Origin of the sequence: Nocardia sp. NPDC005366, from assembly GCF_040606855.1 — a bacterium.
In the GTDB taxonomy this organism is placed as follows: domain Bacteria; phylum Actinomycetota; class Actinomycetes; order Mycobacteriales; family Mycobacteriaceae; genus Nocardia.
Genome location: NZ_JBEXFQ010000037.1, coordinates 1 through 26,813, shown reverse-complemented (window position 1 = coordinate 26,813; position 26,813 = coordinate 1). Strand labels below are relative to the sequence as shown.

The following is a 26,813-nucleotide window of genomic DNA, read 5'->3' as shown; positions in this document are numbered from 1 at the left end:
AGGTCACTTCACGGTGGCTGTCGGCCGAGGTGAGTACTAGCGTCGAGGGGTGGCAATGAGTCTGTTGGGTAAAGCCGGTTCCGCGTCGGCCGCACACGAATCAGGGTTCGCCGCGCATCGAGCTGGTGTGGATCGCCTGCTGGCGAGTTACCGCGCTATCCCGGCAGGCGCCGACGTGCGATTGGCGAAGAAAACCTCCAACCTCTTCCGGGCGAGGGCGAAGAACACCGCGCCCGGCCTCGACGTGTCCGGATTGACCCGGGTCATCGAGGTGGATCCGGTGGCGAAGACCGCCGATGTCGCCGGGATGACCACCTACGAGGAACTCGTCGCCGCGACGCTGCCCTACGGTCTGGCTCCGACGGTGGTTCCACAACTCAAGACGATCACGCTCGGCGGGGCGGTAACCGGTCTCGGCATCGAGTCCACCTCGTTCCGCTCCGGGCTCCCGCACGAAGCGGTCCTGGAAATGGACGTGCTGACCGGGGCGGGCGAGATCATCACCGCGACACCGGACGGCGAATTCGCCGACCTGTTCCGCGGCTTCCCGAACTCCTACGGCACGCTCGGCTACACCGTCCGGCTGAAAATCGAGTTGGAGACGGTCGAGCCCTTCGTGGCGCTGCGGCACGTGCGCTTCCACGACCTGCGCGAACTGGAGGCGACCCTCGCCACGATCGTGGACGAGAAGTCCTACGAGGGCGAACGGGTCGACTATCTCGACGGCGTCGTGTTCAGCGCCGACGAAAGCTACCTGACCCTCGGCAGGCAGACCGACGAACCGGGCCCGGTCAGCGATTACACCGGGATGGACATCTTCTATCGCTCCATCCAGCACGACAGCCCCACGCCCAAGCGGGACCGGCTGACCATCCACGACTACCTGTGGCGCTGGGATACCGATTGGTTCTGGTGCTCGCGCGCCTTCGGCGCCCAGAACCCCACGCTCCGGCGGTTCTGGCCGAAGCGCTACCGGCGCAGCAGCTTCTACTGGAAGCTGATCGCACTCGACCACAAGTATCACGTCGGCGACAAACTGGAGGCCCGCAAGGGTAATCCGCCGAGGGAGCGCGTGGTGCAGGACATCGAGGTTCCCGTCGAGCGCACCGCCGACTTCGTCGAATGGTTCCTGCGCGAAATCCCGATCGAGCCGATCTGGCTGTGCCCGTTGCGGTTGCGCGAGGCCCGCGACGGCGCCGCGCCCACGGGTGTTGCCGAGCGTACCTGGCCGCTCTACCCCCTCGAACCCCATCGAACCTACGTGAACGTGGGGTTCTGGTCGGCCGTGCCGACCACCCCCGGCGCGCAGGAGGGCGCGGCCAATCGAGCGATCGAGCGGACCGTGACCGACTTCGACGGGCATAAGTCCCTGTACTCCGACGCGTATTACGGCAAAGATGAATTCGCGGCGCTGTACGGCGGTAGTACGTACACCGAACTGAAGAAACGCTACGACCCGGACCAGCGCTTGCTGGATTTGTATTCGAAGGCGGTGCAACGCAAATGACGACATTCAAAGACCGTTCCGATGTCCTCGCGGATCTCGGAACCAAGCTCAGCATTGCCGAAATCTTCGAGACGCTGATCGACGGCGACACGCCGGTCCGGTTGACCGCCTATGACGGTAGTGCCACCGGTCCAGAAGATTCGGAATTCGTGCTGGACATCAAAACGCCACGCGGTATCAACTACCTGGCAACCGCGCCCGGTGATCTCGGTATGGCGCGGGCCTATATCTCCGGCGATATGTCGGCTACCGGCGTCCACCCGGGCGATCCGTACGAGATCCTGAAGGCGATGGACAGCCTGAAATTCCGGCGTCCCTCCGCGCTGGCGCTGGTCACCATCGCCCGGTCGCTCGGCTGGGAGCGTCTGCGTCCGGTCGCGCCGCCGCCGCAGGAGACGGTGCCGCGCTGGCGGCGTATCGCGCTGGAGGGTCTGCGGCATTCCAAGACTCGCGACGCCGAGGCCATCCATCACCACTACGACGTCTCGAATACCTTCTACGAGTACGTACTCGGTCCATCGATGACCTACACCTGCGCGGTCTACGAGGACGAGAACTGGACGCTGGAGCAGGCTCAGGAGAACAAGTACCGCCTGGTCTTCGAGAAGCTCCGGCTGAAGGAAGGCGACCGGCTGCTCGATATCGGCTGCGGGTGGGGCGGCATGGTCCGCTACGCGGCCAAGCGCGGCGTCAAGGTCATCGGCGCGACGCTGTCCGCGGAACAGGCGGAATGGGCGCAGAAGCGGATCGCCGAAGAAGGTCTGTCCGAGTTGGCCGAGGTCAGGCATTCCGATTATCGCGATGTCGCCGAGGGCGGCTTCGACGCCGTCTCCTCGATCGGGCTGACCGAACACATCGGCGTGCACAACTACCCGTACTACTTCGATTACATCAAGGGCAAGCTGCGCGACGGCGGCCTGTTCCTGAACCACTGCATCACCCGTCCCGACAATCTGCGCAGCACCAAGGCAGGCGATTTCATCGACCGGTACGTGTTCCCCGACGGGGAGCTGATCGGGTCGGGACGGATCATCAGCGAGATCCAGAACATCGGACTCGAGGTGATGCACGAGGAGAATCTGCGCGATCACTACGCGCTGACACTGCACGAATGGTGTAAGAACCTGGTCGCCAATTGGGATGCCTGCGTCGAGGATGTCGGCGAGGGCACGGCGAAGGTGTGGGGACTGTACATGGCGGGCTGTCGACTCGGTTTCCAGCGCAACGTCATTCAGCTGCACCAGGTCCTCGGCGTCAAACTCGGCCCGAACGGGGAATCGGGACTGCCGCTTCGCCCCTGGTGGCAGGGGTAGTCGAATGCCGCGAACCCCGTCCGCCCGCACCGGGCGGGCGGGGTTTTCTCAATCGAGCAGTTCCGCGAGGAACAGGGCGGGCAACGTCACTTCTTCCGCCCCTTCCGGCACGGTGTGCATATCGCTGCGCAGAACCCGCAGGATGGCGACGACGCCGGGGCCCGCGTCCAGCAGCGGCCGGGTCCAGCCGAGTTCGGCGCACCTGGCCGCCGCGGGCAGCAACAGTCCGGTGGCCTCACCCACCCAGCCGGACGCGGCGAGACATTCGGCCAGCAGCAGCGCGGAATCCAATTCCGCACGGGGACGGCCCTGTTCGCGGGTACGGACATATAGCGCGCGGGCCCTGCGCACCGCGCGATCGTCGGAGCCGGGCCGATGTTCGGTGAGCAGCGCCCTGATATCGGCGATCTCGAGCGCCTCCAAGGCCAGCGCCGCCGCACCCGCCGGCCGGTGCGAGAGGTGGACGCCGTCGCGTTCGTCCGCTCGGCCCGCGGGGCTGACGGGTAGGCCGAGTCGCAATCGTTCCGCGCGGATATGGGCTGCCAGGCGCGGCAAGTCGTTATCGGTCGCGATGCGGGCGCCCTCGTCGAGCCGAGCCGCCGCGGTGTAGAGATCACCGCGCACCGCCTTCACGCGCGCGCCGATCACGAAGGTCGCGATCAGGAAATCGACCGGGCCGATTCTGGTCACCAACTGGTGGCTTTCGTCCAGCAGCCGATCGGCGGCGTCCAGATCACCGCGGCGGTAGCTCAATTCGCCCAGCAGGGCCGAGGCCACCCGCACCGCGTGCGAGCGCGGACCCGATCGCGTGTGCGCGGTATCCCAGGCCCGTTGGAAACATCCGTTCGCGGTGTCGATATCGAGTTGTTCGTAGGCGGCGGCGCCCTGACCGCACAGGCCGAAGACCGCGCCGAGCGGATCCTTCGACCGCGCGTGGTATTCCGCCGCCCAGTCCTGGATTTCGCGGGCTCCGTCGAAATCGAAGGAGCACAGCCGCACGAAAGAGATCAGATTCGCCGCGGTGGACACCGTCCACGCGGGCAGTTCGTCGGGCCGTTCCAGACAATCGGCGACCCGTTCCAGCACACCCTCGGTGTGGTCGCGGGCGATATCGTCGGCGGCGGCCAGCACCGTGGCCTCGCAGCGCTGCTGGACGACATCGGTATCGGTGGACGATCCGCGGGCGAGGATATTCGACAGTCGCCCGAGCGCGGTCCGCGCCGCACCGGACTGCTGCAGGTTCACATTTGCCCGTGCCACCGCCATCAGCAATTTGGAACGCGAGGCCACCTGCTGCACCGGCAGTTTCGACACGGTGCCGAGCAGTGTGGCGAGGCGGGAGCCGTCGATGAGGTCCATACCGCCGTTCTCGATCAGATCCATCGCCAGTTTCAGATCCGTCGCGGCCAGCGCGTGATCGACCGATTTGCGCAGGAGCTGATGTTCGGCATACCAGCGGGAGGCCTTGCGGTGCAGTGTCTTCAGCTCGCCGGGATCGGCGCGTTCCAGCCTGGCCCGCAGATGTTCGGCGAACAGCGGCTGCATCCGGAACCATTCCGGATCGTGTTCGATGCGCTGGAGGAACAGCTCGCGCTGCTCGGCCTGCGCGAGCAGCATTTCGGCCTCGCTGTCACCGGACAGCGCCGAGGCCAGCGACGGGCACACCCGCTCGGTCACCGAGATCGCGGTCAGGAAGTCGAGCATCCTTGGTTCGAGGGTGTCGAGCACATTCTCGGCGAGATATTCGCGGATGCCGTGGCTGCCTTCGGAGAGGTTCTCGATCAGCTGGGCGGGATCCGGATTACCGCGCAGCGACAAGCTGACCAGCTGAATCGCGGCGGGCCAGCCGTCGGTGACCTCGTGGATCTGTTCGACCTGGGCGTCGGTGAGATCGAATCCGTTGCGCTCGACCAGGATCTGTGCGGTCTCCGCGACGGTCAGGCGCAGTGCGGACGAATCGATTTCCACCAGTTCGTCGTGCACCCGCATCCGGCTGGTCGGCAGTCCAGCCTGCTCCCGGCTGGTCACCACGAAGCGCAGGTGGTGACATCCGTTGTCCAGCAAGGCCGCCATCGCCAGATGCGCACCCCGATCGGTGACCCGATGCCAGTCGTCGACGATCACCACCACGGTTTTCCCGCTCGCGTGGACTTCGTCGATGAGCGTGGAGATGACGTAGGCGACGGCATCGGCCGGTCGCTCCTCGAGCACCTGATCCAACCCCGTGCCCAGATCGGGACGAACCCGCCGGATCGCCTCGATCAGGTGGGCGAGGAACCAGATCTCGTTGTCATCGCCGGGGTCGATCCCGATCCACGCGACCGCGACCCCGCGCTCGGTCAGTTCGGCGCTCCACTGCGCGGCCACCGTACTCTTGCCGAAACCGGCGGGCGCGTGGATCGCCGCCAACTTGCGGCGGCCACCGGCGCGCAGGATGTCCAGCAGCCGAGGGCGCGGCACGGGTTCCCTCGCGGGGGTCGGCGGACGGAATTTCGTCGCCGCGGTCGGCGGCATGGTATTCGTCCCGTATCCGGATTCGGTGGGGTGCCGCGACACCGCTGGCCGCATCGTCAGCGGCCAGCTGCGGCGCGCGGTCACCGCGGGCCGCGACGCGGTGGACCGCGATGTGTCGCCATCGGCGCGTGCGCCGTTCACGTCCTCGACGGTGAGCGTGTTGTCCGGCAGCGCCATCTCATCGGGCACCTGGCCGTGCGCGCGCTGCGCCGCGCGCAGCATCTCGCCGAATTCGAAGGCCGACTGCGGGCGTTCGCGCGGGTCGGTGGCCATCGCGTGTTCGATCGCCGCGGCGACATCGGGCGGAATGTCCTCATCACGCAGATCCGGTACCGGCTGGGTGGTGATCCGCAAGAACTGCGCGACCACCTTCTCCCCCGCCTGTCGTTCGAAGGCCGCGTGACCGGTGAGCAGGGCGAAAAGGGTGGCGCCGAGTCCGTAGATATCGGAGCGGACCGTCGGCTCGTCACCGCGCAGCACCTCCGGCGCGGTGAAGGCGGGCGAGCCCGTGATCAGGTTGCTGGAGGTACGGAAACCACCGGGAATCCGGGCGATCCCGAAATCGGTGAGCTGCGGTTCACCGTAACTGTTGAGCAGGACGTTGGCGGGTTTCACATCGCGATGCAGAATTCCGGCGCGGTGGGCGCTCTCGATCGCACCGGCCAGTTTGACCCCGGCCCGTAACGCGTCCTGCCAGGTCAGCGGACCCTGGTCGCGGATCAGCCGCTCCAGTGACCCGCGCGTGCAGTACGGCATCACGATGAAGGGCAGTCCGGTGGCCGTCACATCGACCTGCAGGATGTCGACGATATTCGGATGGCCGGAAAGCCTGCCCATGGCCTGCTCCTCGCGCAGGAAGCGCTCGCGGCTCTCCTTGTCGATTTCCGAGGACAGCACCTTGACGGCGACCACCCGCTCCAGGGCCAGTTGCAGGCAGCGGTACACCACACCGAATCCGCCGCGCCCGATCTCGACGGCGCCCGACAGCCCCATCGCCTCCAATTCGGACGCGATCCCTATCGGCTCGTTACGCGCGGTATTCTCACCCTGCTGCCGGTCTTCCCCCCGTGAAGACGTCGAATCGGCCGACGTTTCCCCGTGACTCCCCTGGCCCGAGCGAATCTGTGGATTCATGTGACCACCTCGAACTCACATCGAATCGGCGTCACCGGCGATCGTGTACACGCCGACGGCAGGCAACGCGGGGCAACCCCGCGATGTCCGATATGTCTGCGCATACTCCAACGTAGCGCGCTCTCGAGCCGGGTGGGGGAGATTCGATTCAGTGTCGCCCGCCCCTGGCTCGCCGGGTTCGGCGGCGCGGTCAGACCTCTACTGGCACCGGTTCGGTGGCGGGCTCGGGCACGTCCTTGTCCTTGAGCACCTCGATGCCGAGTTCGGCGCGCGTCGCGTAGATGACCGAGGTCTCCTGCTCGATGGTTTTGGCCATCGCCTTGTGCCACAGCGTCAGGACGTCGAGAACTTCCTTACTGCTCGGATCGTCGTCCAGCTCGGTCTTCAACCGTTGCAGGGTGATGGCCTGCGCCGCGGTCAGCGTGCGCAGCAGATCCTCGCAGCGGTTGGGGATCTTGCGATTCGACAGCACGCGCAGCCGGCTGACAGTGCCGTGACAACCCTCGATGATCCGGTCGACCTCCTCGCCCATGGCGTCGATCTCCTCGGCGTCCTGGGCGTTCCAGTGCGCGCACGACTCCAACTGCTCGCGCACCTCCTCGGAGACGGCGAGCACGGAGGAGACGGCCGCCAGAATCGAATCACGCCGCCACTTGTCGCGTTCGCGGCGTTCAGCGGCGGTATTGGTGAGCTCGGTACTGCGCTGCGCGGTTTCGAGGGTGACCCGGTTCCGTTCGTCCGCCGCGGTGATCGCGTCACGGTTGGTCCGATTGTTGACGAGGACGCCCACCAGCGCCACGCCGGCAATGATGAGCGAGCTGAGAAGCGGAAGCCACTGGGTCACCAGGGAATCATCGCATCGTGGCGACGACCCGCGCCCCGCAACCGTCGCCGGACCGGGCGGAATCCGATGCCGACGGTGGCCGCCGCATCGGATTCCGGGCCGGGTCGCTCGCGTTCGCCGCTGGTCAGCGCAGTGCGGGCGCGGCGAACCGAGTGATCTGGTTCGCGCCGAAATTGTTGTCGCTCACCGGAATCAGGATGTGTTCCCCGTCGGCAGACGCGGTCGCACGCCACCACCTCGCTATCGGCGAGCAGATATCCGGCCACTCCCGCCCGGGCACGGCGAAAGCCCGCCACCGCGAAAGGCGGTGGCGGGCTTCGTCGTTGCTACTACTCGCGCGGGATTACTTGCGCAGCGAGGCCGGAACCTCGAAGCGCTCGCCGTAGGTCTTGGCGAGTTCGTCGGCGCGGGCCACGAAGGCCTCCTGGCCGCCCGGGTAACCGACGATGAACTGGTGCACGCCACCGGTCCAGGCCGGGTAGCCGATGCCGAAGATCGAGCCGATATTCGCATCGGCCGTCGTCGTCAGCACGCCCTCGTCGAAGCACTTCTGGGTCTCGATCGCCTCGATGAAGAGCATGCGGTCGATCAGATCCTGCAGCGGGACGGTGAAGTCCGCCATGGTCTTGAAGTGATCGCGCAGGCCCTGCCACAGACCGAGGCGCTTGCCGTCCTCGTCGTAGTCGTAGAAGCCCGCCTTGCCCAGACGACCGGGGCGACCCTCGCCGACCAGGTAGTCGATGACGTCCAGGGCCGGATGACGCTTGTGGCCCATGGTGGTGTCGCCCTGCTTGAACGCCTCTTCGGTCTCCTTGGCGATCTTCTGCATGAGCGTCAGGTTCAGCTCGTCCGACAGCTGCAGCGGCGCGGCCGGGTAGCCCGCCTGCAGACCGGCCTGCTCGATGGTGGCGGGCTCGATGCCCTCACCCAGCATGGCGATCGCCTCGTTGACGAAGGTGCCGATGACGCGCGAGGTGAAGAAGCCGCGGCTGTCGTTGACGACGATCGGGGTCTTCTTGATCGCGAGGGTGTAGTCGAACACCCGGGCCAGCGCCTCGTCGGAGGTCTTCTCACCCTTGATGATCTCGACCAGCGGCATCTTGTCGACCGGCGAGAAGAAGTGGATGCCGATGAAATCGCTCTCGCGCTTCACGCCGGTCGCCAGACCGGTGATCGGCAGGGTCGAGGTGTTCGAGCCCAGCAGCGCGTCGGGATCGACGATGTCCTCGATCTCCTGGAACACCTTGTGCTTGAGTTCGGTGTTCTCGAAGACGGCCTCGATGACGAAGTCGACGCCCTTGAAGTCGGCCGCGTCGGCGGACGGCTTGATCCGGTCCAGCAGCGCCTTGGACTTCTCTTGGGTGGTCTTGCCACGCGAGAGGGCCTTGGCCTCGATCTTCTCGGAGTAGTTCTTACCGCGCTCGGCCGCCTCGATGGTGACGTCCTTGAGCACGACCTCGTAGCCCGCCTTGGCGGAGACATAGGCGATACCGGCGCCCATCATGCCCGCGCCGAGCACGCCGACCTTCTTGATCTCACGCTTGGGCACGTCCTTGGGACGCGAACCGCCGTTGTTGATCGACTGCAGGTCGAAGAAGAACGCCTGGATCATGTTCTTCGCGACCGGGCCGGTCAGCAGGTGCACGAAGTAGCGCGACTCGATCAGCGACGCGTTGTCGATATCGACCTGCGCACCCTCGACCGCGGCGGCCAGAATCGCCCGCGGCGCGGGCATGTTGGTGCCCTTGAGCTGCTTGCGCAGGTTGGCCGGGAAGGCGGGCAGGTTCGCCGCGATGGCCGGGCTGGACGGAGCGCCGCCCGGAATCTTGAAGCCCTTCTTGTCCCAGGGCTGGACACCGGCATCGGGGTTGGCCTTGATCCACGCCTTCGCGGCGGGCACCAGTTCCTCGATGGAACCGACGACCTCGTTGATCAGGCCGATTTCCTTGGCCTTGGCCGGACGGTACTTGTTGCCCTGCAGGAGCACCTGCATGAGCGCGGTCTGCAGACCGAGCAGGCGCACGGTGCGGATGATGCCGCCGCCTGCGGGCAGCAGGCCGAGGCTGACCTCGGGCAGACCCAGCTGCGCACCCGGCACGTCGGCCGCGATGCGGTAGTGGGTGGCCAGGGTGATCTCGAGGCCGCCGCCGAGCGCGGCGCCGTTGATCGCGGACACGACCGGCTTGCCCAGGGTCTCCAGGCGACGCAGCGCACCCTTGATGGTGGACAGCTCGTCCATGAGGGCCTGGCCGTCGCCGGGGCCGACATGCATCATGTTCTTCAGGTCGCCGCCCGCGAAGAAGGTCTTCTTCGACGAGGTCAGCACCACACCGGTGATGCTGTCCTTCTCGGCCTCGAGCCGGTCGACGGTCGCCGTCATCGACGCCTTGTACAGCTCGTTCATCGTGTTGGCGCCCTGGTTCGGGTCGTTCATCGTCAAAACGACGATGCCGTCCGAATCCTGCTCCCAACCGATCATGTTGGTTTCGCTCACAGCTCTGTTTCTCCTTGTGAAATGCTGTCGGTTGGGATCAGACGCGTTCGATGATGGTCGCGACGCCCATGCCGCCGCCGACGCACAGGGTGATCAGTGCGTAGCGGCCGTTGCGGCGCTCCAGCTCATCGATCATGGTGCCGGTGATCATCGCGCCGGTGGCGCCGAGCGGGTGGCCCATCGCGATGGCGCCGCCGTTGACGTTCAGCTTTTCGTCCGGGATGTTCAGATCCTTCTGGAACTTCAGCACCACGGAGGCGAACGCCTCGTTGATCTCGAACAGGTCGACGTCTTCGACGGTCAGACCGGCCTTGGCCAGCGCCTTCTTGGCGGCGGGGGTGGGTCCGGTCAACATGATGGTGGCATCGGCGCCGCTGGTCGCGGTCGCGACGACGCGGGCGCGCGGGGTCAGGCCGGAGGCCTTGCCCGCCTCTTCCGAACCGACCAGCACCAGCGCGGCGCCGTCGACGATGCCCGAGCTGTTGCCGCCGTGGTGAACGTGGTTGATCTTCTCCACGAAGTGGAACTTCTGCAGCGCGACGGCGTCGAAGCCACCCATCTCACCGAGTCCGGCGAAGGACGGGGTCAGCTTGGCCAGATCCTCGGAGGTGGTGCCGGGACGCATGTGCTCGTCGTTGTCGAGCACGATCAGACCGTTCTGATCCCGGACCGGAACGATCGACTTGGCGAAGTAACCGCCGGTGGTGGCCTTGGCGGCCAGCTCCTGCGAGCGCACGGCGTAGGCGTCCACGTCATCGCGGGAGAAGCCCTCGATGGTGGCGATCAGGTCGGCGGAAACACCCTGCGGCACGAAGTAGGTGTCGTAGTTGGTGGCCGGGTCGAGCAGCCAAGCGCCACCGTCGGAGCCCATCGGAACCCGCGACATGGATTCGACGCCACCGGCCAGAACCAGGTCCTCGAAGCCCGAGCGCACCTTCTGGGCGGCCAGGTTGACGGCCTCGAGGCCCGAGGCGCAGAAGCGGTTCAGCTGGAAGCCGCCGACGGTGTCGGGCAGTTCCGCGACGATGACCGCGGTGCGGGCGATATCGCCGCCCTGGTCACCGACCGGTCCGACGACACCGAGGATGAGGTCGGAGATCCGGTCCTCGTCGAGGTTCGGGAAACGACCGCGCAGCTCCTTGATCAGACCAACGGTCAGGTCGATCGGCTTCACCGAGTGCAGCGAACCGTTCTTCTTGCCGCGTCCGCGCGGGGTGCGGATGGCCTCGTAAATGTAGGCCTCTGTGGTCATGTGGAGTGTTTCCTTCCTTAGGGTGCGGCGGCCGGGCTTTCGCCCGCCCGAGCGCTCATTGCACCGCACACCACGCATGCTGCGCGGACACGGCTGACCTCGCCGACCGGCCCCTGGACCGACCGTTCTAACGCTGTACAAAACTCGGCACGCAACGGCAGGCGCACGTTCCTGGCGCCCGTGCGAACGGACTTACCATAGAACCTCGCCGAACCGGAGCTCGCGGCCACACGCCCATACTACCGTGGGGTGCGAACTCCGGTTAACTTAACGTCCTCGGGGCCGTGGTTGTCAACCGTCCAGACGTGTGGCACCCAGCTCACTGCGGAGCAACTCCAGAGCGACCTCGTCCGGGTCGCGCCGGTCTTCCGGCGCCACGGGCACCGCCGCCGCGTCGAGCATCTCCTGCTCCTCCTCCGGCGTCAGCGCCTGCGGTACCTCGCCCGAACCCGCGCCGCGCGGCGCGTCGTACCCCGCGTCCGGGGGCGGGTAGTCGCCGGGCCCTGGATCATCAGGCAGATCCGGGAAATCCGGCGGCGGGATATCGTCGTCGGCCACGAAGGGGCGCGGCTCCGATCCGGAACGCTGCGCCCCGCCCTGCGGGTTCGCCGCCTTGTTGGCCTGGCTCGGCCGCGAGAACCGCGGCGGGGCGGTGGATTCGGAACTCCGCCCGTTCGGCTGCGCCGCCCCCCGGCCGGTCGCGGCCTGCTGTGGCGCGGTCGCACCGCGCGCCCTGCCGCCTGCCTGCGGGGCCGTCGCGGGACGGGCCGCCGCACCGGCCGCCTCCCATCGCACGTCGTGATCGCGGCCGAGTACCGCGCGCACCGCGGCCCGCACGGCCTCCAGATTGCGCACGTCCGACAGCCGCTTCGCCAGCGGCGCGTGCTGATGGGCGAACACGATGACATCGTCCTCGATCCGCGACACCGAAGCGCCGGACAGCAGCGCGTGCACCGTCGTCCCGAATTCGCGCACCTTCGTGCGGATATCGCCCCACGCGGCTTCGACCGCCCGCAACAGCTCAGCGTCCGACCCGGCGACCGAATCCGGCGATCGCCCGGCAACCGATTCGGCGTCCGGCGCGGGGACGCCGCCCCCGGCCGCCGCGGGCCGAGCCGCGGCGCCCGGCTGGGCGCTCACTTCCGGCGGCGTCTCCGATGTCGCCGGAAGTGACGGCGGCCCTGGGGTTTCCGGCGAATCGGCAACCCCGACGCCCGGCCCGACCGAATGCGATACCCCCTGTTCGCCACGTCGGTCGGCGGTCTCGCCCACGGCATCGCGCTCCGCGCCGCGAGCGTCCGGCTGGTCGGCCGCGAGATCGTTCGCCGCGGCGTGTCCTTCCTTCGTTCCCCCGCCACCCCGCTCGCTCGCGTCCGATCGAGCGCTACCCGTGCCACCCGATACATCGGCGAGCGGCTCCGAACCTTCGCGGACACGGCTTTCCCGCACCGCCGCAAGGGCTTCCGCGCCACGTCGGCGACCGGGTTCGGCGGGGACAGGACGGGAATCGGAGGCCGCGGGCGCGTCGACGGCGGGTCCGGTGACGGCGGGTGCGGTGACGGCGACCGCACCGGTGGCGATACCGCGCTCGAGGCGCTCGAGGCGTTGCAGGGTGGCGGATTCGGTGTCGGCGACCGAGGGCAGCAGCATGCGGGCGCACACGATCTCGAGCAGCAGCCGCGGAGCGGTCGCACCGCGCATCTCGCCGAGACCTTCGTGCAGCAGTTCGGCGTAGCGGGTCAACGTGGCCGGGCCGATGCGCTGGGCCTGGTCGTTCATCCGGGCGATCACGTCGCCCGGTCCGGAGACCAGTCCCCGGTCGGTGGCGTCGGGGACGGCGCGCATCAGGATCAGATCGCGGAAGCGTTCCAGCAGGTCCACCGCGAAACGACGCGGGTCGTGCCCGGCATCCATGACCCGGTCGACGGTGCCGAACAGCGCGGCGCCGTCATCGACGGCCAGCGCCTCCACCGCGTCATCGATCAGCGCGACATCGGTGACACCGAGTAACGACACCGCGCGCGTATAGGTGACGCCCTCCGGCCCGGCCCCGGCCAGTAGCTGATCGAGCACGCTGAGGCTGTCGCGCGGAGAACCGCCACCCGCGCGAATCACCAACGGGTACACCGCTTCCTCGACCGGAACGTTCTCCTGATCGCAGATGCGCCCGAGCAGGCCGTGCATCGTCGCGGGCGGCAGCAGCCGGAACGGGTAGTGGTGGGTGCGCGAACGGATGGTGGGCAGCACCTTGTCCGGTTCGGTGGTGGCGAAGATGAAGATCAGATGTGCCGGCGGCTCCTCGACGATCTTCAGCAGCGCGTTGAAACCCGCCGTGGTGACCATATGGGCCTCGTCGACGATGAAGACGCGGTACCGGGATTCGGCGGGAGCGTAGAAGGCGCGATCACGAAGTTCACGGGTGTCGTCGACGCCGCCGTGGCTGGCGGCGTCGAGTTCGGTCACGTCGAGGTTGCCAGGACCGCCCGGGCCCAGCGCGACGCAGGAAGGGCAGACACCGCACGGTTTGGAGGTCGGACCTTCCACGCAGTTCAGGGAACGCGCGAGGATGCGCGCCGAGGAGGTCTTACCGCACCCGCGCGGACCGGAGAACAGGTAGGCATGACTGATCCGCCCGGTGTCGAGCGCGGTACTCAACGGGTCGGTGACGTGCTCCTGACCCACTACCTCAGCGAACGTTGCCGGTCGGTACTTCCGGTACAGAGCCACGGCCAGAGATTACCGGCGCGCACCGACAATGAACATTCCCGCCGACCCCACGGCCGAGCGGCTGCGCGTGACACGACCGAATGCCGCCCAATAAGTGATACATATCACATAAATCCCTACGACTTCTTATACCGCCACGAACCGCGCACGAGATGGCAACTCACCGGCTATCAAACATCGAGAGGCAGTTCAGCGCATGATTTCGCACCGCACATGGCAGATATCACGAGTTGGACCTACCCGAGCCCCGTTTCCGAGCTCGGATATAGATATAACGAATCAATCACCATCCGTGACAGCCATGCAAGCAGCTGGCTACCGTGGTTATCGGCAACTTCGGTAGCCAAACCTTCATCAGGTTGGTGGCCCCGGTCGGTCCCTCATCCCGACCGGGGCACAACCTGGAAATCCCATAAATCCTCGGGCGTCATCGCCGAACTCCCGCCGCCTTCCCGGAGGAATGTTCCACGTGCCGTCTTGTGACGACATCGCCACCGCATGGCTGTCCAGTACCGACTTCGCGGGCGACCCGATCGCGGTCGACCTGCTGAGCCGGGCCATCAGGCCGCAGGATTTCGCCCTGAAACGCGATTCGCTGCCGGTGGCCGCGGCCGCGGATCCGGCGACCGCGTCGGCGATCCTCGAACTGCTCGGACGCGGCCAAGTGCCGACGATGGCCGCCATCCGTACCCTGACCGCGCAGAACGAGATGCGCCGCGAGGCCGAGCGGATCGAACGGCTCGGCCGACGCGCCCAGCGCAGTATCGATGATTTCGGCCGCACGCTGGCCCGGCTGGCCCACGAGCACTGGATCGAGCACGGCACCGGCCCGATCCGGCGCGACGTTCTCAATTCCGAACCCATCATGACGCTGATCCAGGACAGGATCGGCGATGTCCCGCCGACCGCGGTCAAACATCTGTGGCTGATCGAACGCGCCCAGCGCGCGGGGTGGATCGCCTCCAACGCCAATCCGCAGTCGCTCTGCGCGGCACGTCGATTCCACGCCGCGAAATTCGGTAACCGGGTCTCGCTGCGTTCGGTGAATACCATCGGCACGCTGGTCGCGGGTTTCCTCGCGGACTATCGCGACACACACGGCCGCCCGCCGCGCTGGTCCGCGGTCGCCCACGATCTGCGCGACGACCGGGACCGCCGGGTTTTTCACGACACCTCCGACGCTATGGCTCAGCAGTTGTGGCTCAGCACGGCCGAGTGGGTCGAACTCGTGGACGGCCAGCCGATTCCCGGACGCCGCGGCCAGCGCGCGCTCGCCAAACATTCCCGCCGATGATCGACTCTCGACTTTCCTACGTTAACGGCGTTACTCTAACGTCGTTAACCTACGAAGGGCAGTCGGATGCTGACCAGAATCGCTCGCCTCGCCACGAGCAGACCGCGCACCGTACTCGCGGCGGCACTGGCTTTCGCGCTGCTCTGCGGAATTTTCGGGGCCACCGCGGCGGGACATCTGAAATCGGGCGGATTCACCTCCGACGACGCCGAATCATCGCGGGTCACCCGGCTGCTCGCCGATAATTTCGACGGCGCCGCGCCGAATTTCGTCCTCTTGATCGAATCGGAGACCGGCGTCGACGATCCGGTCACCCGCGCGGCCGGCCTCGCCCTGGTGGATACGCTGCGGGCGCGTCCGGACGTGCGGGGCGCCCGGTCGTACTGGACAGCGCCGCCGCCCCTGGCCTCCGCGTTGCGCGGCGCCGACGGCAAGAGCGCGCTTGTCGTCGCCTTCCTGGTCGGCGACGAGACCGAAATCCAGCGGACCGCGGGCGAACTCGCCGATCGACTCACCGGAACCGGCGACGGCATCACCGTCAGGCAGGGCGGTGTCGCCGCGATCTACCACGACGTCAACGCCCAGACCACCCGCGATCTCGCGGTCGCCGAGGCTGTCGCGATACCGCTGTCGATGATCGTGCTCGTCCTGGTTTTCGGCAGTCTGGTCGCCGCTTCCCTCCCGCTGGCCATCGGACTCTTCGCCATCGCGGTCACCCTGGCGATCCTGCGCCTGTTCACCCTGTTCACCGACGTCTCGATCTACGCGCTGAATCTGACTACCGCGATGGGCCTGGCGCTCGCCATCGACTACAGCCTCTTCATCGTCAGCCGATATCGTGAGGAACTCGGCAACGGCCGCGAACCCGTCGCCGCCACCATCAGGGCGGTGCAGACCGCCGGACGCACGGTGCTGTTCTCGGCGCTGACCGTCGCGCTCTCGATGGCGGTGCTCAGCGTGTTCAACCTGTACTTCCTGAAATCCTTCGCCTACACCGGCGTTGCCGTCGTCGTCGCGGCGGCGGCGGCATCGATCCTGGTGCTGCCCGCCGCGCTTGTCCTGCTCGGACACCGGGTCAACGCCGCCGACCTGCGCGTTCCATTGCGGCGGTTGTTCGGCCGCGACCCGAGGCCGGGGCCCATCGCGCCCGAGCAGAGCGGGTGGTATCGGCTGGTGCAGGTCGTCATGCGGCATGCCGTGCCGGTCGCCGTGGTGATCGTCGCGATACTGCTCGCCCTCGGATCCCCGTTCCTTTCGGTGAAATTCGGCTACCCCGACGATCGGGTGCTGCCCGCGAACGCACCCGCCCACCAAGTCGGCGACATCCTGCGCGAGGAATTCCCCCAAGCCGATCCGGGGGCCGTGACCACCATCGTCCTCGACGAAAACCGGGGCGACATCGCCGTGCTCGGCGGGTACGCGGCCCGGCTCTCCTCCATCGATGACGTGCCCGCTGTGCTCTCGGCGGCGGGTATCTACGTCGACGGGCAGCGCGTCGCCGCCGCACCACCGGGCCTGTCCAATGACAGCGGCACCTACCTCAGCGTCTCCACCCGGCTCGACCCCTACTCCCCCGCCGGCCAGGACCAACTACGCGAGATCCGCGCCGTGGCCGCACCCGCACCCGCGCTGTACGGCGGTGCGGCAGCGGTCAACGCCGATTCCCTCGACGCACTCGGCGCGCGTATGCCGCTGGCGCTGGCATTGATCGCGCTGACCACATTCGTCGTGCTGTTCCTCTTCACCGGCAGCGTGGTGCTGCCGGTCAAGGCGCTACTGCTCAACACGCTGTCGCTGGCCGCGGCATTCGGCGCGATGGTCTGGATCTTCCAGGACGGACATTTGTCCGGGGTGCTCGGCTTCACCCCGGTCGGGCACATGGTGCCGACCATGCCGATTCTGATGTTCTGCCTCGCCTTCGGCCTTTCCATGGACTACGAGGTCTTCCTGCTGTCCCGAATTCGCGAGGAATGGCTGGCCACCCACGACAACACCCGCGCCGTCGCCATCGGCGTCGCGCGGACCGGACGTATTTTCACCGCCGCCGCCGTGCTGATGGCTATCGTTATGGGCGCGATGATTACTTCGAAAGTGTCGTTCATGCAGTTGATGGGGCTCGGTCTGACCCTCACCGTGCTGGCCGACGCGACCATCATCCGAGGTCTGCTCGCCCCCGCGCTGATGCGATTGCTCGGCCCGCTCAACTGGTGGGCTCCGAAACCGCTGGCACGACTGCACACTCGCATCGGCCTGTCGGAGGAGGTCGAGCCCGACCGCGAACCGGTCGCCGCCGCACGCCGATGACCCCTACCCACCGTCCTCGCTCCCCGCGCGGCTCCGGAGCCGCGCTGCGCGCCGAAATCCTCGATGCCACCGCCGAGTTGCTCGCCCGCACCGGTCACTCCGGCGCGGTATCGATTCGGGAAGTCAGCACCCTGGTCGGGGTCAGCGCACCCTCGATCTATCGGCATTTCGCCGATAAGGACGAATTGATCGAAGCGGTGGTGGCGCGGGCCTTCGAGGATCTGTCCGGCGCCATGCACGCGGCGGGCGATCCGGCGCTCTCGGCCATGAGCCGTTTGCGGGAACAGGGTCTTGCCTATGTCCGCTACGCGCTGGAACATCCGGCCCAGTACCGGGTGGCTACCGCGCCGGCGGCCGAGGGCGGGGCCGTGGACCGGGTGCTGACCAGCGGAGCCTTCCAGCTTTTCGCGACGACGGTGCGCGAATGCATGGACGAGGGCACCATGACCCCTGGCGATCCGACGCCCATCGTGCTGGAACTCTGGGCAGCCGCCCATGGCATCGCCTCCCTGCTGATCGCCAAACCGTTCCTGCCGTGGGGCGAGGTGGAGGCGACCGCGAACCGGGTGCTGGCCGCGGCCTGCGTCGGGCGCGCGGTACTCGATCTGATCGGCGACGCGCCCGAGCCGGACGAGATCACCGACTGGCTCGACCGGCTCCGCCGCGCCCCGCCCGCGCCCTGATCCCAGTTCCACACATATCGGGCATGACGGACCGCTCGCGCATACCGCCGGTGCGGATTCGGTAACTTCCTTGCGACGCACGCAGGTGTAGAAGGAGTCGCTCATGCCACCCACCATCGATCCGGCGGCCACCGCCTGGTTACTCGTCAGCACGGCGCTGGTGCTGCTGATGACCCCGGCGCTGGCCATTTTCTACGGCGGGATGGTGCGCTCCACGGGCGTGCTGAACATGCTGATGATGAGTTTCATCTCGATACCACTGGTCACCGTCGTCTGGCTGGTGCTCGGTTACAGTCTCGCCTTCGGCGCGGATGCGGGCGGCGGTCTGATCGGCGATCTCGCGCACGCCGGCATGGCGGGCATCGATCCGGGCACCGTGCACGAGACCTCGCACGGCGGGGTGCCGGAACTGCTGTTCGCGACCTTCCAGCTCACCTTCGCGGTACTGACCGTCGCGTTGGTCAGCGGCGCCATCGCGGACCGGGCGAAATTCTCCGGGTGGATGGTTTTCGTCCCGCTGTGGGCACTCGTGGTCTACGTGCCGATCGCGCACTGGGTGTGGGGTCCTGACGGCTGGCTGATGTCCTTCGGCGCGCTCGATTACGCGGGCGGCCTGGTGGTGGAGATCGCGTCGGGCTCCTCCGCGCTCGCACTCGCCCTGGTACTCGGCCCGCGCGTCGGATTCAAGATCGACGCGATGCGACCGCACAATCTGCCCTTCGTCCTGCTCGGCGCGGGCCTGCTGTGGTTCGGCTGGTTCGGATTCAACGCCGGATCTGCGCTGGCCGCCGACGGCATCGCCGCGGCCATATTCCTGAACACACTGGTCGCGGGCTGTCTCGGCATGCTCGGCTGGCTCGCGGTGGAACAGGTACGCGATGGCCGCCCGACCACCTTCGGCGCGGCCTCCGGCGTGGTGGCGGGTCTGGTCGCGATCACCCCCTCCTGCGGTTCGGTGAACACCCTCGGCGCCGTTGCCGTCGGCCTGGCCGCCGGAGTCACCTGTTCCTTCGCGGTGGGCTGGAAGCACAAGGCGGGCTATGACGATTCCCTCGACGTCGTCGGCGTGCATTTCGTCGGCGGCGTCGTCGGCACCCTGCTGATCGGACTGCTGGCCCATCGGGTGATGACCGGCGGCGTCGAAGGACTGCTCTTCGGCGGCGGCGCCGCCCAGCTGGGCAAGCAGGTGGTCGGCGTGCTCGCGGTGGCGACCTACGCGTTCGGCGTGACGTACGCGCTCGGCACCGCGGTCGCCAAGGTCATCGGCTTCCGCGTCAGCAGGGAGGACGAGACCGCCGGTATCGACTTCGCACTGCACGCGGAAACCGCGTACGCCGAAGGGGTCCACGGGCATTCACCCCGGCGCCTCGGCGAAGGGTAGCCCTGGATACGGGCTACCGGACCTGTCGCGATGGTTCGTACTGTGCGTAATCGATCTGCCTGCGCGCGTTCGACACTGTGGACACGACACAGGTGCCGAGCTGCCCGGCGCGGTCGTACATGGTGGCGGTGTCGATCGAAATCCTTTCGGAAGCGATGGTGTTATCCGCGCACAGGAACCGACCTCATCCGACCGAATCCGCGGACGCGATGAATGTATTGCATTGCGAGGTGAGGTTCTTCGCCACGCCGAGTTCGAACCAGTCACCGCTGTTCTCTGGTGTGCCGTGATCACGCGAGTCGGTGGGTGCGTCACCGCGGCCGTTGGCATCTCGCTTGGCGATGGTGATCTGGGAATTGGTCAGTGAACCCGCGCTCGCCGAGGATCCCACGTACATGCCGTCGAAGCACTGGGCCTGCAATTCGACGCGACGCGACAGTTCCAGACCGCGGGTGCTGCGGGTGCCCGCGTCGACGCGTTCGGCATTGGCCTTGCGCAGAATTCCCGACATGGCCTGCACGTGATGCCCGTATTCGTGGGCGAAAACCGACAGGTAGACGACCCAGTTGTCCTTGAACAGATCCGTCTGCAACTGACTGATCGGCATATAGATGGTCTTGTTCGCCGGGCAGTAGAACGCGGCGAAATTCGAGGTGGCGCCGGTGCACGGGGTGGTGATGCCCGTGGTGCTCGCGCTCACGTTCAAGGCCGGGGCCTGGAAGGGCAGGTCCGCGTCGGCCAAGACCGGTTTCCACGCGGCCTCCAGGCAGTTCGCCGCGCTTTCGAAGAATTTGCGCGCCGCGTCGACCTGGGTGCTCCACGGCGAGTAATTGCACCGCGCGGGGACCAGCGTCGCGTCCGGATCGGTGAGCAGCGGATTGCTCGCTGTCTCAGCCGATCCCGTCGTGCCGTCGGACGGGAAGGTCAGACTCGGATTGGGCCCCGCGGAGGGATCGTCGACGCCGCCGCGCACGGCGTTCAACACCAGACCACCCGCCACCAGCACGATCACCACGATCAGCAGGGCGAGCACGCCACCGCCACCGCGTTTACGCGGACGCTGCGGCGGGCGGCCGGGTGGGCCGTAGGGCATGGGAGGTGGCATCGCCTGGCGGTATCCGGACGGCGGATACCCCTGCGGCGAACCGTAGCCGGGCGGCGGGCCGTAGCCGGGCCGGTTTCCCTGCTGCGGCGCGTGACCTGGCTGCTGTCCGTATCCGGGCTGCGGCCTGTGGCCGGGCTGTGGCCGATAACCGGGCTGCTGACCGTATCCGGGCGGTGTGCCGTATCCCGGTGGCGGCACCGGCCGCCCGCCGGGTGGAACCGGTCCGGAACCGTACGGTGGTTGCGTCACTCTCCCGCACCCCCTCGTCTCGATTGGTCACCGACAGTGTGGATCAGAAGCGCGCTCCCGGCCCCCGTCGCTCGCGCCGTGCCGCTGACGAAGGATAGCAACCTGTCTAGAGTAGGCAGCCATGCTGACATTTCGGGGGGCCGCCGCGAGCGTGCTGATTCTCGCCGGTCTGGGAATGGCGGCGGCTGCGCCCGCATACGGCCAACCCTCCCCCGGGGGCGTCACCATCACCGCGGATCTGACCCTGAACCGCGAGGGCGTCCTCGATGTGGTCGAGACGGTGAATGTGCCGGAGGGCGGCCGATTCACGATGGCGCTGCCACTGCGACTGCGAGTGAGCGGCGATGTCGAGCGGGTCTTCAAGGTCACCGATGTCGACACCACGGGCGCGGGCACCGCGACCGTCGCGGGCGACAAGTTCACCATCGATGCCGCACCGGGTGAATCGAAATTCACCTACTCCCTGCACAACACCGTCCGGGACGCGCCGGGCACCCAGGTCTTCCATTGGATCGGGGTCATGAACACCGATATCGCGGCGATCAGCGCCTCGGTGATCGCCCCCAGCTTCGAAATGGGCATCGTCGACTGCAAACTCGGTCCGCCCGGCAATATCCGGCCGTGCGCCGATGTGCGCGTCGAGGCGACCGGTGCGCTGTTCCTCGAGCAGACCGACCTGCGCAAGGGCGACACCATCGATCTCACCCTGCAACTGCCACCAGGCACCGTTCCCGCCAATGCCGATATCCGCGAGGACAAGCCCGGCCCCTTCGCCCTGACGGGCCCGGTGTGGCTCGCTTTCGGCGTACTGCTCGCCGTCCTCGCCGGACTCGCCGCGGTAGTGCTGCGGGCCCGGCGCGAGAATGCTTCCGCCGGAGCTGGATCCGAGGTCATCGACCCGCTGGAACGCGATGGCGATCAGGTGCGGTTCACCTCGCCCGACGGCATCCTCCCCGGCGAGGCGGGACTACTTCTCGACGGGCACGCCGATCCGATCGATATCGCCGCCACCGTGGTGGATCTCGCGGTGCGCCGCTACATCTCGGTGACGCCGGTCGGCGCCGCCGCGGGCGTCCCCGGCGGCAACGACTGGCGGATCACCAGGGTCAACGCCACCGATGACCAGCTGCGCGACTACGAAAAGGCCGTCTACACAGCCCTGCTGCCCGAAGGCGTCGACGCGGTCACCGTGAGCGAGTTGCGCGCTCCGGATCGGATGTCGGTGCAAGCGATCCGCGCGGCGATGCTGGCCGATGCCGTCGAGCGCGGCGCCATCGCCGACCGTTCCGGTGCGGGTCCGGCGCGCTGGCTGGGCGGCGGGCTGATCGCCGCGGGTATCGCTGCGACACTGGGTCTCGCCTTCTCCGCCGGGCACGCCCTCGTCGGGGTGGCGATCGCATTGGCGGGCCTCGCGGTGGTGCTGCTTCCCACCTATCTGCCGGTGCGCACGGCCTACGGTCGCGAACTCACCGGACGGGTGCGGGCGTTGCAGCGCGGACTGGAATCGACTCGGCGCGAACAGATTCCGGACAGCGATCAGGAGACGGTGTTCTCCCGCGCCCTGCCGTTCACCGTCATCGGCGGTCGCGCCGACAACTGGATCCGCGTGTTCCGCGACCTGAATCCGGCCGCGGACGCCCAGCCGGGACTGTATTGGTTCGGCGGTTTCGAACGCGATGCGAATCTGCAACGCTTCGCGGGGCATTTCCCGTACTTCATCGTCGCGATGGAGGGCCTTTTCGGCAGGGACTGACCCCGGGACCAGTACGACGAACAGCGCGACGGCCAGGTCCACTGGACCTGGCCGTCGCGCTGACTTCGAACCCGGTGTCAGTCGTTGAGCGACAGTCGGCGCATCGCCGCGAGCGGGTCAGCGTAGATGGCGCTGACCGAGGTGACGACGGCCGCGAATTCCTGCACCTTGCCGCCGAATCCGCTGATCCTGATATCGGTCGGCGGCAGCGTCGAACCCTGCCGGAACGCACTCGCCACATGGGCGACCGCGGGACGGTAGCCGGTGAACGCCTGCCCGCCGAGGATGACCCGATCCGGGTTGAGCATATCCCTGACCATGGCGACGGTATGTCCGAGCATGGTCGCTCGCTCGGCCAGCAGTTCCCGTGCGGATTCCGAGCCTGCCTCGGCCGCCCGATACAGATCGGCGATGGTCGATCCCGCTGTTCCGTTGTAGGCGGGAATGATTCCGCGGCCGACGGCCCTCGCGTGCAGCGCCCGGTCACCGACGGTGACCTCCAAGCAACCGCGACGCCCGCAGGTGCATTCGACATTCGACCCGGTCGGCAAGTGCGCGATGGAACCGGGGCCGTTATTCGGCGTATGCACACGACCGTCCAGCGTCACCGCGATTCCCGCGGTTTCGCGGACGTAGAAATACAGGCTGCTGCCTCGCTCCTGACCTTCGCGCGGTTCCGGCGTCGGCAGCAGCAGTTCCGAGGCGGCCATGGCCTCGACGTGCGGCGCCACCGAAACCGGCAGTTCCAGCACCTCGCCGAGTACGGCGCCGACGGGCGCGCCCTTCCATTCCAGCTTGGGGTGATCGACCACACCGGTGAGCGGATCCACCCGGCCGCCGATGGCGACACCGGCCCAGAGCGGTTTTCGCCGATGCCAGCGCTGCAGGAATGCCTTGGCGCTACGGGCAACGGTGGTGGTCGCGAACTCCTGGCCGGTCTGCGGGGTGGCGATGGCGAGTCCACCGAGAATCCGGCCGCGCAGGTCAGCCGCGACGATCTTGGTGACGGCGGCGCCGATATGGATGCCGAGGGTCAGATATGCCTCGTGATCGATTTCGAAGGGCACCCGGGGACGCCCGACCGCACCGGAGGCGGTCAGATCCGCGCGTTCGCGCAGCAGGCCGACGGCCAAGAGCGCGGAGACCTGACGGTTGACGGTGGCGATACTCAAACCCGTTGTGCGCGCGGCATTGTCGCGCGACACCGGACCGCCGGTGGCGGCGCGGAGCACGGCCGCGGCCGGATTGTCGGCGATACGAAGTTCCGGGGCGATAACTGGACGCTGAACACGGACACGACCGGTGGCGACACGCGAGGCGTGGCGCTCCAGGATGGGGAGGGACATATGAAGATTCCTTGCTGAAGTCCCGAATCGAAACGGGACGTGCCTACATGTGCGGCGACTAGGCAGCATGGAGCCGGAAGCGGAGCTCAGCTCAGCTGCAGCGGCAGGAACAACACAGTTCTCGAGTCAATGGCAACCGCAGGCCCAGCGCGGCGGTCACGTAGGTGACCCGCGGGGCGGAGGTGCGGTTGCTGGACATAAAAAAACGGTAACACCGAGTTCATCGGTATACCAACCTAATGACATATCCCGGTGGGCAAGCACACACCGTTTCCGCAGGTCACGGCGATGAGTTCCCGGCGTGTCACGGGAGTGACACGGCCGGAGCCAGTCGGTTGCGACCGAGCGAGCCGAGAACAACGGCAGACGTCACCCGTTACCGCCTTCGCGGTAACGGGTGACGTCCAACGGTTTCGGATCAGGACGAGCTCTCCCCGGTCAGACTATTTCGCCGGGGCGGGCGCGACGAACGGCGCGTTGATGGTGGTGAAGTACTGGATCGCGGCGGCGATGGCGACGGGCGCGGTCACCAGGATCTGACCGATCAGGGTGCCGAGGAAGCCGACCGCGGCAAGACCCGCGACGCAGCCGAGTGCGGCGCCACCGATGAAGGGACCGAACAGGCCGACAATGGTGCCCGCGGCGAGGCCGGCGCCGACGACGCCACCGAGCACGCAGCCGACGGCACCGCCGGTGAGGCCGCCCACGAGGGTGCCGATGGTGGCGCCCGCGGCGATAGTGCTGGTCAGGCGGGTCCAGGCCGCGACCTCACGGTCGTATTCGTTCTTCCACGGCGCCTTGTCCTCGTACGGCAGGGCGACCGGCTTGTAGACGGCCTTGGCGACGTCGAGCTGCGGGGTCAGCGTCGCGGTATTACCGGAGATCTGCGCGGCGATCGGCAGTTCGAACTCGTCGAGCCGCAGTTTCAGCACGGTGCCCGCGACAACGGTGCCGTCGGCGGCCTTGATCTTCAAGGTGTCATCTTCCACGACGATGGAGCCGGAGTCGGTGGTGATGATCGATTGGGTATCGGTGCTGCGCGCGGTGAAGTTGACCGGGGCGGGTTCCACCTCGGGCGCAGCACCGGCCGTGCCGGTGGCGACACCGGTCGCCACCGTAAGCAATGCGGCCACAACGGCCAGTTTCCTCATCCTCATGACGTGCAATCCCTCATCTCGGTCCAGCTTTCGGGGGAAAGCATCACCGAGAATTCACAGGCAGACGAGGAAAAAACGCAGCACGATTTCAATACCGCAATCGCGCGGCAACCCTATTTACCGGCTGTTTCCTTCGCCGCCGCCTTCATCTGCTTTTTGAAGGCGCGAACCTCCAGCAGCGACTCGCCGTCGACGATGTCGGCGGCCGAACGACGAGATCCCTTCTCGGAATACGCACCTGCCGCCTTCTCCCAGCCCCCGGGCCGCACACCGAGCTGTTTCCCCAAGAGTGCCAAAAAGATTCGCGCCTTCTGATCTCCGTAACCCGGCAGCGCCTTCAGTCTGCGCAGCACCTCTGCGCCGTCCGGATCGCCCTCGGTCCAGATCGCCTCGGTCCTGCCGCCGTAATTCTCGACGACAAACCGGGCAAGTTCCTGAGTCCGGCGCGCCATGGAACGCCCATAGCGGTGGATCGCGGGCGGTGTGGCACACAGCTCCTCGAATGCCTCCGGATCGGCCTCGGCGATCTTGTCGATCGCGAAACCCCCCATCCGATCGGCAATTTTCTTGGGCCCGCGGAATGCGTGTTCGAGCGGGAATTGCTGATCCAGCAGCATTCCGGTCAGCAACGCGAAGGGGTCGTCGGAGAGCAACTCGTCGGCCTCCGGTTCCTGCGCGAGACATAGTTTGACGGTCACCGTGCATCCTTTCGCCGTTATCGCTCGAACCACGTCCGATCATCCCACCGGCACCACGCGGCGAGGTCACCGCCTCGGATGGGAAGAGCCCCGAATCGTGACACATCTCACAACCCTGCCGCGCGGGCCCGCATGCCCCCGCGTAGGCTACCGGCCATGCCCCAGACGACGGCGAAACCCAGGGACGGACTCGGGCCCATGGACACTTACTCTCCCCGCCCGGATCGCTTCGACCGTGCGGGCCAGGACCAACTGGTCGACGTGCGCGACCTGCAGGCCGCACTGCCCGGTATCCGGCGATTGCGCACCTGGGCCCACGAAGCCCTGGCACTACGGCCCGGCGAATCCGCGGTCGATATCGGGTCGGGAACCGGCTCGGAGGTCCTGGAATTCGCGGACGCCGTCGGACCGACCGGCACGGCCATCGGCGTCGAGCCCGACCCGAATCTGCTCGCCTCCGCCGAGCGCCGCGCCGAACAGGCGGGCTCCCCGGCGAAATTCCACTCCGGCGACGCCTACGGCATTCCTTTCGGCGCGGAGACTTTCGACGCGGCACTGTGCGAGCGGGTATTCCAGCATCTGACCGCGCCGGGCCGCGCGGCGAACGAAATCGCCCGTGTGCTGCGGCCAGGCGGTCGCGCCGTGGTGGTCGACGTCGACTGGGGCACCGCGATCGTGCACCCCGGTGATCTGCAGGTAGTGCGCCAGGTCATCGACACGCTGGCCGCCGCGACCACCAACCCGCGCTCGGGCCGCAGACTGCCGGGACTGCTCACCAAAGCGGGCCTCGTCATCGATGAGGTCGGCTCGCACGCTCTAGTCCAGGAACGCACCGTCGGTGCGGGTTCGCTGGTCACGAGGATTTCGGCGATGGCGGTGGCGCGCGGCGCGATCACCGAGGCCCAGCGCGACCAACTGCTGGCCGACCTGCGTCGCGGTTCCGAAACCGGTGATATCCACCTGTCGGTCACCATGTTCGCGGTGCTGGCCCACAAGCCACGCTGATCCGGCCTGTTCGACAAGCGGCGGGCCCCATCGAATTCGATGGGCCACACCAT

The 26,813-nt window shown here is 67.3% G+C and carries 17 protein-coding genes; 8 read left to right on the top strand and 9 right to left on the bottom strand.

Annotation, left to right across the window (positions count from 1 at the left end; all coding sequences use genetic code 11):
• Nucleotides 1–55 precede the first annotated feature (55 nt).
• Complete coding sequence (locus tag ABZS43_RS30875; protein ID WP_355039512.1) at nucleotides 56–1,507, top strand: FAD-binding oxidoreductase; 1,452 nt, start codon at nucleotides 56–58, stop codon at nucleotides 1,505–1,507.
• Entirely contained in the window at nucleotides 1,504–2,820 is a 1,317-nt protein-coding gene (locus ABZS43_RS30870; protein WP_355039511.1) for a class I SAM-dependent methyltransferase, read from the top strand. Before ABZS43_RS30875 ends, ABZS43_RS30870 begins: the two co-directional genes overlap by 4 nt.
• A 48-nt stretch (nucleotides 2,821–2,868) precedes the next feature.
• Here ABZS43_RS30870 and ABZS43_RS30865 read toward each other — a convergent pair whose 3' ends face one another.
• The 5 genes from ABZS43_RS30865 to ABZS43_RS30845 all read right to left on the bottom strand — a co-directional run bounded on the left by ABZS43_RS30865 (nucleotide 2,869) and on the right by ABZS43_RS30845 (nucleotide 13,785).
• A complete protein-coding gene (locus ABZS43_RS30865) occupies nucleotides 2,869–6,468 on the bottom strand; it encodes a protein kinase (RefSeq protein WP_355039510.1) in 3,600 nt (1,199 codons plus the stop codon).
• A 190-nt stretch (nucleotides 6,469–6,658) separates the two neighbouring features.
• Nucleotides 6,659–7,312 (bottom strand): hypothetical protein, encoded by a 654-nt coding sequence (locus tag ABZS43_RS30860; RefSeq protein WP_355039509.1) that lies wholly within the window; start codon nucleotides 7,310–7,312, stop codon nucleotides 6,659–6,661.
• 343 nt (nucleotides 7,313–7,655) lie between these two features.
• Complete coding sequence (locus ABZS43_RS30855) at nucleotides 7,656–9,806, bottom strand: 3-hydroxyacyl-CoA dehydrogenase NAD-binding domain-containing protein (RefSeq protein ID WP_355039508.1); 2,151 nt, start codon at nucleotides 9,804–9,806, stop codon at nucleotides 7,656–7,658.
• A gap of 37 nt (nucleotides 9,807–9,843) precedes the next feature.
• Entirely contained in the window at nucleotides 9,844–11,058 is a 1,215-nt protein-coding gene (locus tag ABZS43_RS30850) for an acetyl-CoA C-acetyltransferase (protein ID WP_355039507.1), read from the bottom strand.
• A gap of 291 nt (nucleotides 11,059–11,349) precedes the next feature.
• A complete protein-coding gene (locus ABZS43_RS30845) occupies nucleotides 11,350–13,785 on the bottom strand; it encodes a DNA polymerase III subunit gamma and tau (protein ID WP_355039506.1) in 2,436 nt (811 codons plus the stop codon).
• A gap of 469 nt (nucleotides 13,786–14,254) precedes the next feature.
• Between ABZS43_RS30845 and ABZS43_RS30840 the strand changes: the two genes are divergently transcribed.
• From ABZS43_RS30840 to ABZS43_RS30825, 4 genes are all read left to right on the top strand, one after another.
• The gene (locus ABZS43_RS30840) at nucleotides 14,255–15,079 is read left to right on the top strand and encodes a hypothetical protein (RefSeq protein ID WP_355039505.1); all 825 of its coding nucleotides are present in this window, start codon (nucleotides 14,255–14,257) and stop codon (nucleotides 15,077–15,079) included.
• A 66-nt stretch (nucleotides 15,080–15,145) separates the two neighbouring features.
• Nucleotides 15,146–17,383: an MMPL family transporter gene (locus ABZS43_RS30835; RefSeq protein WP_355039504.1), complete on the top strand. Its 2,238-nt coding sequence runs from the start codon at nucleotides 15,146–15,148 to the stop codon at nucleotides 17,381–17,383.
• Entirely contained in the window at nucleotides 17,380–18,066 is a 687-nt protein-coding gene (locus tag ABZS43_RS30830) for a TetR/AcrR family transcriptional regulator (RefSeq protein ID WP_355039503.1), read from the top strand. Before ABZS43_RS30835 ends, ABZS43_RS30830 begins: the two co-directional genes overlap by 4 nt.
• A 103-nt stretch (nucleotides 18,067–18,169) precedes the next feature.
• Nucleotides 18,170–19,447 carry an ammonium transporter gene (locus ABZS43_RS30825; protein WP_355039502.1) on the top strand — a complete coding sequence of 426 codons (1,278 nt, stop codon included), beginning with the start codon at nucleotides 18,170–18,172 and terminating at the stop codon, nucleotides 19,445–19,447.
• Between the two features lie 184 nt (nucleotides 19,448–19,631).
• On the opposite strand, the gene ABZS43_RS30820 is transcribed toward ABZS43_RS30825, so the two are convergent.
• Nucleotides 19,632–20,801, bottom strand: a complete 1,170-nt coding sequence (locus ABZS43_RS30820) for a neutral zinc metallopeptidase (protein WP_355039501.1) — start codon at nucleotides 20,799–20,801, stop codon at nucleotides 19,632–19,634.
• Between the two features lie 121 nt (nucleotides 20,802–20,922).
• On the opposite strand from ABZS43_RS30820, the gene ABZS43_RS30815 reads away from it, so the two are divergent.
• The gene (locus tag ABZS43_RS30815) at nucleotides 20,923–22,554 is read left to right on the top strand and encodes a DUF2207 domain-containing protein (protein ID WP_355039500.1); all 1,632 of its coding nucleotides are present in this window, start codon (nucleotides 20,923–20,925) and stop codon (nucleotides 22,552–22,554) included.
• A 77-nt stretch (nucleotides 22,555–22,631) separates the two neighbouring features.
• On the opposite strand, the gene ABZS43_RS30810 is transcribed toward ABZS43_RS30815, so the two are convergent.
• The 3 genes from ABZS43_RS30810 to ABZS43_RS30800 all read right to left on the bottom strand — a co-directional run bounded on the left by ABZS43_RS30810 (nucleotide 22,632) and on the right by ABZS43_RS30800 (nucleotide 25,755).
• Entirely contained in the window at nucleotides 22,632–23,900 is a 1,269-nt protein-coding gene (locus ABZS43_RS30810) for an ROK family protein (RefSeq protein ID WP_355039499.1), read from the bottom strand.
• 443 nt (nucleotides 23,901–24,343) lie between these two features.
• A complete protein-coding gene (locus ABZS43_RS30805; RefSeq protein ID WP_355039498.1) occupies nucleotides 24,344–25,057 on the bottom strand; it encodes a hypothetical protein in 714 nt (237 codons plus the stop codon).
• Between the two features lie 113 nt (nucleotides 25,058–25,170).
• On the bottom strand, nucleotides 25,171–25,755 hold the full coding sequence (locus ABZS43_RS30800; protein ID WP_355039497.1) for an HhH-GPD-type base excision DNA repair protein: 585 nt from the start codon (nucleotides 25,753–25,755) through the stop codon (nucleotides 25,171–25,173).
• 198 nt (nucleotides 25,756–25,953) lie between these two features.
• Here ABZS43_RS30800 and ABZS43_RS30795 point away from each other — a divergent pair, with 198 nt between their 5' ends.
• Nucleotides 25,954–26,760 carry a methyltransferase domain-containing protein gene (locus tag ABZS43_RS30795; RefSeq protein ID WP_355039549.1) on the top strand — a complete coding sequence of 269 codons (807 nt, stop codon included), beginning with the start codon at nucleotides 25,954–25,956 and terminating at the stop codon, nucleotides 26,758–26,760.
• The last annotated feature ends 53 nt before the right edge of the window (nucleotides 26,761–26,813 follow it).